Genomic DNA, 13,985 nt, shown 5'->3' with positions numbered 1-13,985 from the left:
AAGAAGGCTCACCGCCCCTCGCGATACCACATCGAGCCGATGGCCAAGAGCAGCAGGCCGAGGCCGAGGAAACCGCCGAACAAAGGTACGCGCGACACGGCCTTGAGCGCACTATCATCGGTGGTACGCAAGCCGATCCAGTCGTCACCCGAGGCGGCGGCTGAAGAGCGCACCGGCACGATCGAGGGCAGCGCCACACCACCGGCGAGACTGCCGAGCATGGATGATGGCGCCAGCCGCCGCACGCTGCCGCCGGTCGCCTCGGCCGGCGCTTTCAGCTTGTTCTCGGTGGAGACGACGTCGGCGAATTCCGGCGCGTTGATCGGGCCGACATGGGCCAAAGCGGTAAGGTCGCCATTGCCGACCTGGTAGAGGCCGATCTCGCCGACCTGGACGCTGCCGGTGAAAATGCCGGGTTCGGACTTTTGAAGCTTTACGGCTACTGCCTTGCCGGACGGCGTGATCACCTGGGCCACGCCCGGATCGTCGCTCATCGTCTGGCGGCGGATCTCCAGCATCATGCCGCGGCCGTCGGCGGTGAGCCGCTCCTCCTCCAGCTCAGGCTCCTTCATCAGCCAGTGGGCAATGCGCCGGTAGAGTTGCACGTGCGGGCCGCCGCCCTCGAAACCGCGCGCCCACAACCAGCCCTGGTCGGACAAAAGCATGCCGACACGGCCTTCGCCCTTGCGGTCGAGCAAAAGCAGCGGCCGGTCATCGGCGCCCTTCATCACCACTTCGCCCTCCGGATTCTTGACACCGATGGTGCGGAACCAGCGGCTCCAATGCGGTGGCTCGCTGGCCGAGCCGTCGAGCCCGCGCGTCACCGGGTGGCGCTGGCCGAGCTCCGTCAGGCGCGGGTAGTAGGCCTTGTCGACCACTTCGCCCGTCGGCATTGCCGGCAGTGCCGCGTTCAACGGCGTGCGCGCGATCGAATTCTCGCCGGCATATTCGGGGCCGGCGGCAATCAGCAGCGCGCCGCCCTTTTCGACATACTCGGAGATGTAGTCGTAATAGAGGATCGGCAGCACGTCGCGGTGCTGATAGCGGTCGAAGATGATGAGATCGAAGTCCTTGATCTTCTCGACGAACAGCTCGCGCGTCGGGAAGGCGATCAAGGACAGCTCGTTGATCGGCGTGCCGTCCTGCTTTTCCGGCGGGCGCAATATGGTGAAGTGGACGAGATCGACCGAGGCATCCGACTTCAACAAATTGCGCCAGGTGCGCTCGCCGGCATGTGGCTCACCGGAAACCAGCAGCACGCGCAGGTTCTCGCGGATGCCGTCGACCAGCGCGATGGCGCGGTTGTTGGCATCGGTCAGCTCGCCCGGCTCGCGGTCGATGCCGAGCTGGACGATGTTGCGGCCGGCATTGGGAATGGTCACCTGCAGCTTCATCGGCTGGCCGACGGTCGCATGCTCGAGCGAGACCTGCTCGCCATTGACCGACACCCGCACCTCGACCGGAGCGCCGTCGCCTTCGGTCGAGATGACACGATAGGTCATGTCGAGCGGCTTGCCGACAAGGCCGAAGCGCGGCGCATTCTCGAAGCGGATGCGGCGGTCCTTCTCATGCTCATTGCCGGTGATCAGCGCATGCAGCGGCGCGTTGAATTCCGGCGGACCGGACGGCGTGTCATGCACTTCGCCATCGGTGATCATGATGGCGCCGCCGATGCGCGACGGCGGCACGTCGCGGAAGGCGCCTTCCAAGGCGCCGAACAGCCTGGTTTCCGTGCGATCGTCCGCGGCTTCCGATTTGCCGGCTTCGACGACGCGCACGTCGAACTGCTTGAAGCGGGCAAGCCGCTGCTGCATCCCGGCCAAAGCCGCGTCGGTCTGCTTGGCGCGGTCGCCGATATCCTGGCTCTGGCTGCGGTCGACGATCAAAGCCACGACGCTCTTCAGCGCCTCGCGCTCCTCGGCGAGGAACACCGGATTGAGCAGTGCCGCGGCTAGTGCCAGCAGCGCGATCAACCGCAAGGCCGAACCGCGCTGGCGGAACCACAAGCCGGCAAGCGCAAGCAGCAGCAACGGCACGAAGAGCAGGCCGAGCAGCGGCCAGGAAACGAGGGGCTCGAAGGAGATCGACCAGTTCATGCGCTACTGCCCCAACCGTTCGAGCAGCACCGGCACATGCACCTGGTCGGATTTATAATTGCCGGTCAGCATGTACATCATGATGTTGACGCCGGCGCGCAACGCATAGACGCGCTGCATCGGGTCCGGCGGGACCGTCGGCAAAAGCGGGTCGCCATTCTCGTCGACAGCCCAGGCGCCGGCAAAATCATTGGCGGTGATCATGATCGGCGAGACGCCATCGCCGACGCGCACCGGGCGGTTCTCGGTGTTGCTGGCGTCGAGCGAAGCCTCGACCCAGAGCGGGCTGCCGTTGAAGCGTCCGGGGAATTCCGGAAGGATGAAGAAGGATTTTGTCAGCACGTGGTCCGACGGCACCGGCTCCAGCGGCGGCACGTTGAGGTTGGCGAGGATGTCGCGCAGCCGTTCGGTCGCGGGGCTGGCCGCATCGGCGCCGATGCCGTTGGAGAACTGGTCGCGCGTGTCGAACAGCACCGTGCCGCCCTGCTGCATATAGGCATCGATGCGGGCGATCGCGGCCTGGCTCGGCATCGGCGCGGTGGCGTCGATCGGCCAGTAGATCAGCGGGAAGAAAGAGAGTTCGTCCTTGGCGATGTCGACGCCGGCCGGCGGGCCGGGCTCCAGCGCCGTCTTCTCAACCAGGAAGCGGGTCAGGCCTTCAAGGCCGGCGCGGCTGATCGAATCGACGCCGGGCTCGCCGGTGATGACATAGGCTATGCGGGTCTTCGAGATGTCCTCGATCGCCTGCGCGTCGCCGGGCTTGGAATCGTCGGCGCGGGCAAGGTCGGCGTGACCGAACAACCCGCCCAGCACGATCACGACCGCGGCAGCGGCAGTCGTCGCTGCGGCGCGGCGCGGCCGGCGCGACAAAAGCCCGCCCATCCAGAAGACGGCCAGCGTGTCCAACACCATCAAGAGCAGCGCCACGGCCACCAGCGGACCCTTGAGATTTTCCGATTCGTCGAAGGCGTAGGGAATGGTTGTCACCGGCAGCGATATCTGCGGTCGGGCAAGCGGCGCGAACGTGCTTGCGGCATTGAGCAGGTTGTGCGCGAAAACGCCGGTCTCCGAGCCATAGAGGCCGGGCGGGTTTTCCAGCGTCACCGGCAGCGGGCCGGCGCCTGGCACCAGTGGGCGCGCATCGGGCGAGGGCGGCGCCAGCAAGCCGTCGGCGTCGATCATGCGGTAAGGTGGCAGCGATACGGCCTTGGCTTCGGCATTGGCGACGGCCGCCCCTTGGTTGCGAGACAGCTGCACGACGCGCCTCAGCATTTCGACAAAACTGCCGGAGATCGGCAGGCTCGACCAGGTCGCCTCGGGCGTGACGTGGAAGAGCACCAGCGTGCCCTTGTCCTTCTTCATGCCGGTGACCAACGGCGTGCCGTCGGCGAGCGTGGCCCAGGTGCGCTCGACGATGTCGGGCGTCGGCTCGGCCAGCACCTGCCGGCTCACCGTCACCTCGGAAGGCGGGGAGAGATCGGCAAAGGGGCCGTTCTTTGGGAATTCGGTGACAGCCTGCGGCGTCGTCCAAGACAGCGCGCCGCCCAGCGCGCGCTCGCCGCTGCGCAGCCGTACCGGCAAAAGATCGTCATCATTGCCGCCGGCGGCAAGGCGCGGCCCGGCAAAGCGCACCAAGGTGCCGCCATTGTTGACCCAGTCGACCAGCCGCGGCCGGACCTGCTCCGGGATGGTGCCGACATCGGCCATGATGATCATCGCCGGCTTCTGGTCGAGAAGCTGCGGAATGGCGTCGGCCAGATCGGCGCTCGATGGTTCGACGAGATCGGCGAAAGGCTGCAAGGCGCGGCGGATGTAATAGAGTGGCGACAGAAGCGGCTGCGCCTGGTCGGCCTCGGCCTGCGACAGCAACCCGACCCGGCGGCGCTTGGAGCTTTCGTCCAGCACGCGAACGGCGCCGGCCTGGTGTTCGCCGTCCAGCGCGATCGAGGCAAAGTCGTTGCGCAGCTCGAACGGCACCGCCATCGTGCCGGTGGCGGTGGCTTCGCCGGGAGCGAAGGTCAAGGTCGTGTCGGCGATGCGGCGGCCCTTGTCGTCGAAGGCGCCCGCGGTGACCTGCGCCGGCGCTGGATCGCCCGGCGCGCGGATGGCGGTCAGCGCGAAGCCGTCGACCTGGTTGTCGGCGCCGGTCAGGCCGGTCACCGCAAGCCGGTCGGAAGTGACCCAGACCAGCCGCGAGGCGTTCTTTTCGAGCAGCGTCTTGAAAGCCGCGTCATCGCCATTGGCCGCCAACCCATCGGCCAGCACGGCAACGCTGGCGCCAGACAGGCGCTCCAACGTGGCCGCGACGCGAGCATAGACAGCAGGCCGGTCGGTCGGGATCGGGCGCGGCTTGGCGGCGCGCAGCCGGTCGAGCGCGGCGGCCGCTTCGAACGGGCCAATCTCGGCATTGGATTTCTCGGCGGTGAAGGCAATGACGACCGGCACGCCGTTCGAACCGGCATCGCCGATCAGCCGCTCGGCGGTGGCGACACGCTTGCCCCAGTCGGCGGCACTTGCCCAGCTGTTGTCGATGACCAACGCCAGAGCCGAGCCTTCCGCCGGCAGTTTCTCACGCGGATTGAAGACCGGCTCGGCGAGCGCGATGACGACGAGCGCCGCCATCAGCAGCCGAAGCAGCGTCAGCCACCAGGGGCTTTGTTGCGGCGTTTCCTCGCGGCGCAACACTCTGGCAAGGATTTTCAGCGGCGGAAAGATTTCCGCCTGCGGCTTCGGCGGCGTCAGCCGCAGCAGCCACCAGATTACCGGCAGGGCCAAAAGCCCCCACAAAATCATGGGTGCGCCGAAGGAGAGCGGCAGCCAACTCATGTGACCGCCTTTCCGATGCTCTTCGCGGTGTGACCACCAGCGGTCAACCCGGTATGACCGGCTCCGGCGGTCAACCCGGTATGACCGCCTCCGGCGGTCAACCCTGCATGATTACCGTCAGCCGTGATCGCCAGATGCACGCGCACCAGCGCTTCGGAAGCGAGGCGGTCGGTGTGGTTGACGGTAAAACTCCAGCCGAGGCGCTTGCACCAGGCAGCCAGTTCCTCGCGGCGAGCCCGGTAAAGCAGGCGGTAGTCCTCGGCCAGCATCTCGGCGCGGCCGGCCGTCAGTTTCTCGCCCGTCTCCGGATCGGTGAACTCAGTGCGGCCGGCGTAAGGGAAGGTTTCCTCGGCCGGATCGGCGACCTCGATCAGATGCGCGCGCACGCCATGGCGCGCCAGCACCTCGAGCCAGGCCATGGTCTCCTCGACCGGATCGAGGAAATCGCTGACAAGCACGATGTCGCAGAAGCGGCGCACGGCCGACAGGTCGGGCTTGGCCGGCAGCGCGCCGGCATGGCTGAGTTGGGCTGCGATACGCTCGGCGCCGTTGCGGGCGGTGAACGGGTCGGTCAGGCCTGGCCAGGCGATGCGCTCGCCGCTGCGCGACAGCAGCTCGGCCATGGCAAGGGTCAGCACCAGCGCGCGCGATTCCTTGGAAACGCCGGCGCCGGCGGATTTGTAAAGCATGGAAGGCGAGGGATCGGCCCACAGCCAGACGGTGTGGGCTGCTTCCCACTCACGGTCGCGCACATAGGTGTGGTCGTCGCGGGCCGAACGGCGCCAGTCGATGCGCGAGGAATCGCCTTCGACATAGGGCCGGAACTGCCAGAAATTCTCGCCGATGCCGCGCTTGCGGCGGCCATGCCAGCCGGCGATCACGGTGTTGACGATGCGGCGCGCCTCGACCAGCAAGTCCGGCACCAAGGAGGCCCGCAACCGGCCACGGGCGAGCGCGTCGCGCGTCGCAACCGGTGCCTGGACCTCGCCAATTCGACCCATCAGATGCCTTTTGCCAGTTTCGCCACCACGTCGCGCACCGAAGTGCCCTCGGCGCGGGCGGCGAAAGTCAGCGCCATGCGATGCTGCAGCACCGGCTCGGCCAACGCACGGATGTCGTCGACCGACGGCGCCAGTCTTCCATCATATAGGGCGCGTGCGCGGGCGCACAGCGTCAGCGCCTGGCTGGCGCGCGGGCCTGGGCCCCAGGCGACATGCTTGTCGGTCTCGGCATTGCCCTGGCCGGGACGCGCCGAGCGCACCAGTTTGAGGATCGCCTCGACGACGCTTTCGGGCACGGGCATGCGGCGAATCAGCGTCTGGATATCCCTCAGCCTGGCCGGCTGCAGCACGTTGTCGGCCTTGGCTTCGTCGACACCGGTGGTTTCGAGCAGGATGCGGCGTTCGGCCTCGAGCTCGGGATAGAGGATGTCGACCTGCATCAGGAAACGGTCGAGCTGCGCTTCCGGCAAGGGATAGGTGCCTTCCTGTTCCAGCGGGTTCTGCGTCGCCAGCACATGGAAGGGCGAGGGCAGGTCGTGGCGGGCGCCGGCGATGGTGACGTGATATTCCTGCATCGCTTGCAGCAGCGCCGACTGCGTGCGCGGCGAGGCGCGGTTGATCTCGTCGGCCATCAGCAATTGCGTGAAGATCGGCCCGGAAATGAAACGGAAGGAGCGTTTGCCGAATTCGTCCTGCTCCATCACTTCGGAACCGAGAATGTCCGACGGCATCAGATCGGGGGTGAACTGGACGCGGCGCGAATCGAGGCCGAGCACGATACCCAGCGTTTCGACCAGCTTGGTCTTGGCGAGGCCCGGCACGCCGACCAGCAGCGCATGGCCGCCGGCCAGCAGCGCGACCAGCGTGCGCTCGACCACGGCTTCCTGGCCGAAGATCACCCGGCCGACCGCGTCGCGAATCCTGGAGATGTCGGCCAGCGCCTTCTCGGCCTCCTCGATCATCGCCTTTTCGCTGATCGGGCTCTCCTTGATCATCACGCTCATGCCGCTCGATCCTTGTGGTTGGAAATATCGACCTGCATTCTCAGCATCGCAGAATGCCGCGATTCGGCCCCGCCTGGCGCCTCTAATCGAACTTAAATCACAGACTTAGGCGGACAAGGCTGACAATCGGGACAACAGTGACTATTTCGTGACCATGGCCGAACGCAGCGAACATCGTGAACAAAGCCCCGGCAGCCAGAGCCTGACTGGCGCCACCGAGGCGCGCGGGTTGGAGGCTTTGATCTCGCGGGCTGCCCGCGCGGGCAAGGGGCCGGCTCCGGTCGAGCGCTGGAATCCGGACTTCTGCGGAGATCTCGACATGGAGATCAAGGCCGACGGCACCTGGTTCTATCTTGGCACGCCGATCGGCAGAATGCCGCTGGTGCAGCTTTTTTCGAGCGTCCTGCGCAAGGATACCGACGGCAAGACCTATCTGGTGACGCCGGTCGAGCGGGTCGGCATCCGTGTCGCCGACGCGCCGTTCATCGCCGTCGAGATGAATGTTTCCGGAAGCGGCGACGAACGGGTCATCACCTTCCGCACCAATGTCGGCGACGTCGTCACGGCCGGGCCCGGCCATCCGTTGCGCTTCATCGACGAGGACGAAACCGGCGGGTTGAAGCCCTATGTGCTGGTGCGCGGTCGGCTGGAGGCGCTGGTGGCGCGGCCGGTGATGTATGAACTGGTCGAGCATGGTGAAGAGGTCGACATCGACGGCAAGGCGATGTTTGCCGTGCGTTCCGGCGGCGAGGTCTACCCGATCATGCCGGCCGAGAAACTCAAGCGGCTGAGCGCGTGATGGACCAGGTGACGCCGGCGCCGTTCTCTGTTCCCGATTTTCGCACCCGCGTCGCGGCGCAACCTGAAATCGTCCCGGACGACGATTTCGGCGACCATCGCTTCAATCCTGGACATCCGAGGCTGAAACACATCAAGCCGCTGCGCGACGCCGCGGTGCTGATCCCCGTGGTCGATCGCGCCGAAGGCGCGATGGTGCTGCTCACCAAGCGTGCCGAGAAGCTGCGCAGCCATTCCGGGCAGGTGGCTTTTCCCGGCGGAACCATCGACCCGACCGATCCCGGCCCGGAAGCCACGGCTTTGCGCGAGACTTTCGAGGAGATCGGGCTCACGCGCGATTTCATCGAAATTATCGGCCGCATGCCGGATTATGTCTCCGGCAGCGGCTACCGCATCGTACCGGTGCTTTCGGTGGTGCGTCCGGGTTTTTCGCTGACGCTCAATGCCGATGAGGTCGACGCCGCCTTCGAGGTGCCGCTCAGTTTCCTGATGGATCCGGCCAACCATAAGCGTGATAGCCGCATGTGGAATGATCTCGAATGGATCTTCTACGATATGCCCTATGGCGATCAACGCATCTGGGGCGTCACGGCCGGCATTGTCCGCACCCTTTATGAGAGACTCTACGCTTGAGCGCCGACATCACTTTATCGGGGAAGGCCGACTGGCTGGACGACAAGCACCTGCAGCGGCTGCTGGCAGCACTGAAGGAGGGCGGCGAGGAGGCTCGCGTGGCCGGCGGCGCGGTCCGCAACACGCTGCTCGGTCAGCCGGTGGCGGATATCGACATCGCCGCGACGACAGTACCGGAAGAGACCATCCGGCGCGCCGAGGCGGCCGGCTTCAAGACGGTGCCGACCGGCATCGAGCATGGCACCATAACAATTGTCGCCGGCGGCAACACCTATGAGGTGACGACGCTTCGGGCCGATATCGAGACCGACGGCCGGCGCGCAAAGGTGATCTTCGGGCGCGACTGGAAGCTTGACGCCGAGCGCCGCGACTTCACCATCAATGCGCTTTATGCCGAAGCGGATGGCACGGTTGTCGACATTGTCGGCGGCGTTGCCGATATCGAAGCGCGCAGGCTGCGCTTCATCGGCGATGCCGAAGCGCGTATCCGCGAGGATTATCTGCGCATCCTGCGCTTTTTCCGCTTCTTTGCCTGGTATGGCGAGGGCCGCCCCGATGCTGAAGGCTTGAAGGCCTGCGCCAGGCTGAAGGATGGACTTGCCCAGCTTTCGGCCGAACGCGTCTGGTCCGAACTGAAGAAGCTGCTCTCGGCGGCGGATCCTTCGCGCGCGCTTTTGTGGATGCGCCAGGCCGGCGTGCTCGCGGCCGCGTTGCCGGAGAGCGAAAAGTGGGGCATCGACGCCATTCACGGGCTGGTCAGGACGGAGAAGGATCTTGGCTGGGCCGTCGATCCGATGCTCAGGCTGGAGGCCGTCGTGCCGCCGGACGCCGTGCGCATGAAGACGCTTGCCGAGCGGTTGAAATTTTCCAACGAAGAGGCCGATCGTTTGCGGCATTGGGCGCTGGCGGCCCCGCCGGAATCGAAGGCAACCGAGACGGAACTGGCGAAAAAGCTCTATTTCGGCAACCGCGACGGTGTTGTCGACCGGCTGCGGCTCGCTCTTGCGGCCGCACGGGCACGTGCCGTCGAGGACGATGAAGCAATGATCCAGGCCGGCGGTTTCTCGCGTTTGCTCAATTTCACGTCCAGATGGGAAAAGCCGGTCTTTCCGATCAAAGGCGCCGATCTGACCGAACTTGGCGCGTCGCCCGGGCCGAAACTCGGCGCGACGTTGAAGAATATCGAGAAGGAATGGGTCGAATCGGGCTTCGCACTTGATCGCGACGCGTTGCTCAAACGCGCCGCTCAAGCCTTGGAAGCGTAGAGATCTTCGCGGTCAGGCCGCGTCGCGGACCTTCTGGATGCGCGAGCGAATCGCCTCGATCATGGTTTCGCGGATGACGGTCTCGCCATGCGTCTCGCGCAAGTGCTCGACGGCGCGGCGCATGACCTCGGCTTCCTCATCGGCGCGTGTGTGCCAGTCGCAGCCCGGGACCAGCGATCCACATTGGAATTCCTTCATGATTTTTCCTTTCCTAGCGCGGGTTGGTGCGGCTCTTGGACGGCCACCCCTGATGATGTTTTGTCTTGGCAGTGTGGGAAGAAAGCGGGGCGCACATCCTCGCAATCGCTCTACCGGACTACCATAACATTTGTGGGGCGGTTCGGTTGCATCGAAGTTATCGCCTGTTGAAAGCGAAAGGCGGAGCAACATGCCCCGCCTTCCTGTCGCCTGAGAAACTAGACCTGACGCTCGCTCGAGCGCGGTCGCTATTTCACGATCTTGACCGCTTCGGCAACTTTGTTCTTGCCGCTCATGTCCCAGGACACGCGAACCTTCTCGCCGGTCTGGATGCCGGGATCCTTGAAGGCCTTGGACAGGGTGAACGTCGACCCGTCGTCCAGAACAAGGCTCATGGCGGTTCCGTCAAAGCTCTTGACCGTGCCGGTGGTGTGCTTGACCGCGGCGAAGGCGGCGCCACCGGAGGCGAGAAAGGCAGCGGCGGCTGCCGTCATGATAAGCTTGCGCATGGCATGCTCTCCTGGAAATTGCGGGTGCCAATTGAGTGCGAGATGAAATCTCGCTCCGGATGGGCACCCCGCTCGATCAGGGCCGTCAAGTCGCGTCGGGTCGCGGTCCATGGGAGGTGAACCGCCGGCGCTTCCCGACCCCGGAGACCTTAAATAATGCAATTCTTTCAAAAGGATATTAGACGAAAAAGAAACTTCACCCGCCACATTCCCGGTCAAGATTCGGCGAATGGGACCTCAATGCGGCCGAGGTCAGCCACTCACCGGATTGTTACGGCCACTTTACCTCGGGCGGCAGGCTGGAGAGGATCGAGGCGACGTTACCCCCGGTCTTCAGCCCGAAGATGGTGCCGCGATCGTGAAGCAAGTTGAATTCGACGTAACGGCCGCGGCGGATGAGCTGCTCGTCGCGGTCGCCATCTGTCCAGTTCTCGTTGAAATTGCCCCGTACCAGATGATTGTAGACGACCAGGAATGAGCGCCCGACGTCCTGGACGAAATTGAGATCGGCGTTCCAGCCGCCCTTGTCCTCCTCCGAATGCAGCCAGTCGAAGAAGATGCCGCCGATGCCGCGCGCCTCGTTGCGGTGCGGCAGGAAGAAATACTCGTCGCACCAGGCCTTGAATTTCGGATAGTCGGCGACCGCGGCGTTCTTCTCGCAGGCGAACTGCATGGCGCGGTGGAAGGCCTGCGTGTCCGGATCCTCCTGGGTGCGGCGGCGGTCGAGCACCGGCGTCAGGTCGGCGCCGCCGCCGAACCAATGGCGCGTGGTGACCACCATGCGGGTGTTCATGTGCACGGCCGGAACGTTGGGGTTCCAGGGATGCGCGATCAGCGAAATGCCGCTCGCCCAGAAGCGCGGGTCTTCCTCGGCGCCGGGGATCTGCTTCCTGAATTCGGGCGAAAACTCGCCGTGGACGGTCGAGGTGTGCACGCCGACCTTCTCGAAGACCCGGCCGCGCATCATCGACATGATGCCGCCGCCGCCCTTGCCCTGATCACGCTCCCAGGGTGTCTTCTCGAAACGGCCCGGCGACCATTCGGCCTGTGGCCCGGCAAGGTCCTGCTCGATCTGCTCGAAGGTGGCGCAGATGCGCTCGCGCAGCGCCTCGAACCAGAGGCGGGCCTTCATCTTCTTCTGTTCGATGTCGGCCGGCAGCCCCACGGGAAGGTCAGGTCGTTCCAAAAGCTATCTCCAGACCGCGGACTCACTTGCCCGACAAATGACTCGTTTTTTCCGCGCGCGATCCCTAATCTCTTAAGGGCAAGGGTCAAGTCCTGTCTGATCCAGGTGCAAAGGAGTTCCTTCGTGCCCACCCCGGCAAGACCTCCGCTGGATGGCTTGAGGAAGAGGCTGGAACGCTCGCGGGCCGAGCGCGAGAAGCAGCCGCGCGACGGCTTTTTGCGCGAGACCTTCGTGCTGCCGCGTCCGGATGCGCGGCTCAAGGCCAAGGAATGGTTCGAGCGCTTTCCCAAACAGGCCTACTGGACCGAGATCGAAAGCTGGTTCGAACGGCCGGGCGACGTGATCGAATTCACCATGCGGCGGCTGCCGGCAGCGGATTAAGGTGCGTTGATATTCAGGTGAGGCCGGCCTGCAAATGGCGGTTTCCTGCGCTTCCGGTGCTCACGTACTTTAAGTACGCTCCGCTCCGGTTCTCGGAATCCACCATTTTCGGCTCGGCCTGACCTGAATCTCAACGCACCTTGGTGCTAGACCATCAGCTTACCACCAACCTTCTCGCGCCGGTGCCTTCCCTTGCCAGCCGGTCTTCCTTGTTCCTTAGCGGACATTTGTCGATCGACATGCAGCCGCAACCGATGCAGTCGGTCAGGCCGTCGCGCAGCTTCTTCATCTGGGCGATCTTCTGGTCGAGATCGTCGCGCCAGGCCGTCGACAGCATATTCCAGTCCTCGCGCGTCGGCGTGCGCTCTTCGGGCAGGGACTGGAACGCGGTGGCGATCTCGGCCAGCGAGATACCGACCTCCTGGGCGACGCGGATGATGGCGACGCGCCGCAGCACGTCGCGGCTGTAGCGGCGCTGGTTGCCTGACGTGCGGTGGCTGCGGATCAACCCGCGCGCCTCGTAGAAATGCAGCGCCGACACCGCCACGCCACTGCGCACCGCCACCTGACCGACCGTCAATTCGCTTACCGGAGCCATTTCAAGATTCTCGCTTGACCTCAAGTTAAGTTGAGCTTGTAGCGAACAGTTGACGACATGGCAAATGCAGGAGAGGGCGATGTGCGCCTGGGAAAAAATGACGGCGGAAGCGGAGGCTTTATGGAACGGCGAGGAGGGCCAAGGCGTGCTATCCGAGCTGGCGGAGCGCTTCGCCCGCGACCATGGCGACGGAGAGCGCGACATTGATGCTGCGCGCGGCCGGCCGCATCGGAATGGTCAGCCGCGCATCCGCCGCCTGATGAACTTCCTCGGTCACGCCGGCGGATTCGCGGCCGAACAGGAGAATGTCGCCGGCGCCGAAGGCAAAGTCCGTGTAGGCGGTCGCGGCCTTGGTGGTGAGCAGCACCATGCGGCGCGTGTTCGCCCGGCGCCAGTTCTCGAAGGCGTGCCAGTCGTCATGGCGGGTCAGCGCCGCCATTTCGAGATAGTCCATGCCGGCCCGCTTCAGCGCCCGGTCGGAGAGCGGAAAGCCGGCCGGCTCAATGATATCGACACCGATATCGAGGCAGGCGGCGAAGCGCAGGATTGTACCGGTGTTGCCGGCGATATCCGGCTGGTAGAGCGCGATGCGGAGACCGTCGTTCATTTTCGCGTCTTTCTAATAAGTGGCAGATCGGCCACAGGCCGCTCCAGCTTTTGGCGATTTCTGGACTGGCGGGTGGCCATTTTCTGCGAAGTCGAGTATATGCCCACCATCGTCAACCCGAACCGAAGGAGGGGGACCACATGATGACCATGCACATCCAGCACCTCTCCCGGGGCTTTGTATGCCCGACGGCGGTTTCGGTACGACGATTCTTCTGACACTTTAAGTCTTCATCGCACCGATTCTCGCCGAACCTAGTTTTCGGCTTCGAAGGAATCTTGCGATGTTTTCCAAATTGACAAAGGGGCGCCACGCCCCACCCGACCAAGTCCGGACCGACGCTTGCCGTCGTATCCCGACTGATGCGATCCGCGCCTTCGGCCGAATGCCGCAGGTCGAGTTCGTTTCACCCTTTTTATCGCATTTACACATGGAGGATGGACCGATGTTCGATCCCTATAAAATACCCGGCTCGAGAAGCCTGCACGAGCGCAAGATGGCGACATGGGCGTTGCTGATCGGCGAGACCTACTCGTCGGCGGTGCATGCCGAGACCCGCCGCAGGCCGCATCGCGGCATGCTCCCGGACGTCGATTTCTCGCGCGCCGTGCCGGATCACAGCCGGCCTTCGCTGGTGCGCCGCATCGTCAGAATGATGCGGCCGGGCCGCAAAGGCCACGCCGACGACAGTTTTTCGACACGAAAGACTGAACCGTCAGCATCTCCGGCAAAGCCAGTCGGCGAAACGTCCGCGACACCCTATATTGGGCGAAGCAGGGCCGACGACACGGGTGATTCCGTATCGTCGGCCCGCGCTGCCGCGCGGCCGAAAAGCCTTGCCCATCAATCCCGCGCCGCGTGAGCGCATAGACAGTCGAGTGCC

The 13,985-nt window shown here is 64.7% G+C and carries 14 protein-coding genes; 5 read left to right on the top strand and 9 right to left on the bottom strand.

Features of this window, described 5'->3' with window-relative positions; genetic code table 11:
• Window positions 1–8: 8 nt before the first annotated feature.
• Genes AB6802_RS06050 through AB6802_RS06035 form a run of 4 tightly spaced genes read right to left on the bottom strand, consistent with a single transcriptional unit; the run spans window position 9 to window position 6,927 of the window.
• Entirely contained in the window at window positions 9–2,096 is a 2,088-nt protein-coding gene (locus tag AB6802_RS06050; RefSeq protein WP_371009104.1) for a hypothetical protein, read from the bottom strand.
• A 3-nt stretch (window positions 2,097–2,099) separates the two neighbouring features.
• Entirely contained in the window at window positions 2,100–4,922 is a 2,823-nt protein-coding gene (locus AB6802_RS06045) for a DUF4159 domain-containing protein (protein WP_371009103.1), read from the bottom strand.
• Window positions 4,919–5,923, bottom strand: coding sequence for a DUF58 domain-containing protein (locus AB6802_RS06040; protein ID WP_371009102.1), 1,005 nt, complete (start codon window positions 5,921–5,923; stop codon window positions 4,919–4,921). Before AB6802_RS06040 ends, AB6802_RS06045 begins: the two co-directional genes overlap by 4 nt.
• Window positions 5,923–6,927 (bottom strand): AAA family ATPase, encoded by a 1,005-nt coding sequence (locus AB6802_RS06035; protein ID WP_371009101.1) that lies wholly within the window; start codon window positions 6,925–6,927, stop codon window positions 5,923–5,925. The genes AB6802_RS06040 and AB6802_RS06035 overlap by 1 nt, the downstream gene beginning before the upstream one ends.
• 154 nt (window positions 6,928–7,081) lie before the next feature.
• Between AB6802_RS06035 and AB6802_RS06030 the strand changes: the two genes are divergently transcribed.
• From AB6802_RS06030 to AB6802_RS06020, 3 genes are read left to right on the top strand one after another with little or no spacing between them, the layout of a single operon-like run.
• Window positions 7,082–7,726 (top strand): DUF1285 domain-containing protein, encoded by a 645-nt coding sequence (locus tag AB6802_RS06030; RefSeq protein WP_371009328.1) that lies wholly within the window; start codon window positions 7,082–7,084, stop codon window positions 7,724–7,726.
• On the top strand, window positions 7,726–8,358 hold the full coding sequence (locus tag AB6802_RS06025) for a CoA pyrophosphatase (RefSeq protein WP_371009100.1): 633 nt from the start codon (window positions 7,726–7,728) through the stop codon (window positions 8,356–8,358). The genes AB6802_RS06030 and AB6802_RS06025 overlap by 1 nt, the downstream gene beginning before the upstream one ends.
• Window positions 8,355–9,623 (top strand): CCA tRNA nucleotidyltransferase, encoded by a 1,269-nt coding sequence (locus AB6802_RS06020; protein ID WP_371009099.1) that lies wholly within the window; start codon window positions 8,355–8,357, stop codon window positions 9,621–9,623. Before AB6802_RS06025 ends, AB6802_RS06020 begins: the two co-directional genes overlap by 4 nt.
• A 12-nt stretch (window positions 9,624–9,635) precedes the next feature.
• Here the strand turns inward: AB6802_RS06020 and AB6802_RS06015 are convergent, their stop codons facing one another.
• The 3 genes from AB6802_RS06015 to hemF form a co-directional block, all read right to left on the bottom strand.
• Window positions 9,636–9,821, bottom strand: a complete 186-nt coding sequence (locus tag AB6802_RS06015) for a DUF1059 domain-containing protein (RefSeq protein ID WP_371009098.1) — start codon at window positions 9,819–9,821, stop codon at window positions 9,636–9,638.
• A gap of 248 nt (window positions 9,822–10,069) precedes the next feature.
• Window positions 10,070–10,330: a DUF1344 domain-containing protein gene (locus tag AB6802_RS06010; protein WP_371009097.1), complete on the bottom strand. Its 261-nt coding sequence runs from the start codon at window positions 10,328–10,330 to the stop codon at window positions 10,070–10,072.
• A gap of 271 nt (window positions 10,331–10,601) precedes the next feature.
• Window positions 10,602–11,516, bottom strand: coding sequence for an oxygen-dependent coproporphyrinogen oxidase (gene hemF / locus AB6802_RS06005; protein ID WP_371009096.1), 915 nt, complete (start codon window positions 11,514–11,516; stop codon window positions 10,602–10,604).
• Window positions 11,517–11,639: 123 nt separating this feature from the next.
• On the opposite strand from hemF, the gene AB6802_RS06000 reads away from it, so the two are divergent.
• Entirely contained in the window at window positions 11,640–11,897 is a 258-nt protein-coding gene (locus AB6802_RS06000) for a hypothetical protein (RefSeq protein WP_371009095.1), read from the top strand.
• A 154-nt stretch (window positions 11,898–12,051) separates the two neighbouring features.
• Here the strand turns inward: AB6802_RS06000 and soxR are convergent, their stop codons facing one another.
• Window positions 12,052–12,495 carry a redox-sensitive transcriptional activator SoxR gene (gene soxR, locus AB6802_RS05995; RefSeq protein ID WP_371009094.1) on the bottom strand — a complete coding sequence of 148 codons (444 nt, stop codon included), beginning with the start codon at window positions 12,493–12,495 and terminating at the stop codon, window positions 12,052–12,054.
• 148 nt (window positions 12,496–12,643) lie between these two features.
• Complete coding sequence (locus tag AB6802_RS05990) at window positions 12,644–13,102, bottom strand: tRNA (cytidine(34)-2'-O)-methyltransferase (RefSeq protein WP_371009093.1); 459 nt, start codon at window positions 13,100–13,102, stop codon at window positions 12,644–12,646.
• Window positions 13,103–13,547: 445 nt separating this feature from the next.
• On the opposite strand from AB6802_RS05990, the gene AB6802_RS05985 reads away from it, so the two are divergent.
• A complete protein-coding gene (locus AB6802_RS05985; RefSeq protein WP_371009092.1) occupies window positions 13,548–13,964 on the top strand; it encodes a hypothetical protein in 417 nt (138 codons plus the stop codon).
• Window positions 13,965–13,985 lie beyond the last annotated feature (21 nt).

Origin of the sequence: Mesorhizobium sp. RCC_202, from assembly GCF_041355295.1 — a bacterium.
In the GTDB taxonomy this organism is placed as follows: domain Bacteria; phylum Pseudomonadota; class Alphaproteobacteria; order Rhizobiales; family Rhizobiaceae; genus Mesorhizobium.
The sequence above is the reverse complement of the archived record's forward strand: the minus strand, read 5'-3'. Positions and strand labels throughout refer to the sequence as shown.

Excerpts from the sequence above, each read along its gene's own strand:
- AB6802_RS06035 (WP_371009101.1), bottom strand. The coding sequence starts at position 6,927 with ATGAGCGTGATGATCAAGGAGAGCCCGATCAGCGAAAAGGCGATGATC.
- AB6802_RS06050 (WP_371009104.1), bottom strand. The coding sequence starts at position 2,096 with ATGAACTGGTCGATCTCCTTCGAGCCCCTCGTTTCCTGGCCGCTGCTC.
- AB6802_RS05990 (WP_371009093.1), bottom strand. The coding sequence starts at position 13,102 with ATGAACGACGGTCTCCGCATCGCGCTCTACCAGCCGGATATCGCCGGC.
- AB6802_RS06025 (WP_371009100.1), top strand. The coding sequence starts at position 7,726 with ATGGACCAGGTGACGCCGGCGCCGTTCTCTGTTCCCGATTTTCGCACC.
- AB6802_RS06040 (WP_371009102.1), bottom strand. The coding sequence starts at position 5,923 with ATGGGTCGAATTGGCGAGGTCCAGGCACCGGTTGCGACGCGCGACGCG.
- AB6802_RS06045 (WP_371009103.1), bottom strand. The coding sequence starts at position 4,922 with ATGAGTTGGCTGCCGCTCTCCTTCGGCGCACCCATGATTTTGTGGGGG.
- AB6802_RS06030 (WP_371009328.1), top strand. The coding sequence starts at position 7,082 with ATGGCCGAACGCAGCGAACATCGTGAACAAAGCCCCGGCAGCCAGAGC.
- AB6802_RS06015 (WP_371009098.1), bottom strand. The coding sequence starts at position 9,821 with ATGAAGGAATTCCAATGTGGATCGCTGGTCCCGGGCTGCGACTGGCAC.
- soxR (WP_371009094.1), bottom strand. The coding sequence starts at position 12,495 with ATGGCTCCGGTAAGCGAATTGACGGTCGGTCAGGTGGCGGTGCGCAGT.
- AB6802_RS05985 (WP_371009092.1), top strand. The coding sequence starts at position 13,548 with ATGTTCGATCCCTATAAAATACCCGGCTCGAGAAGCCTGCACGAGCGC.
- AB6802_RS06010 (WP_371009097.1), bottom strand. The coding sequence starts at position 10,330 with ATGCGCAAGCTTATCATGACGGCAGCCGCCGCTGCCTTTCTCGCCTCC.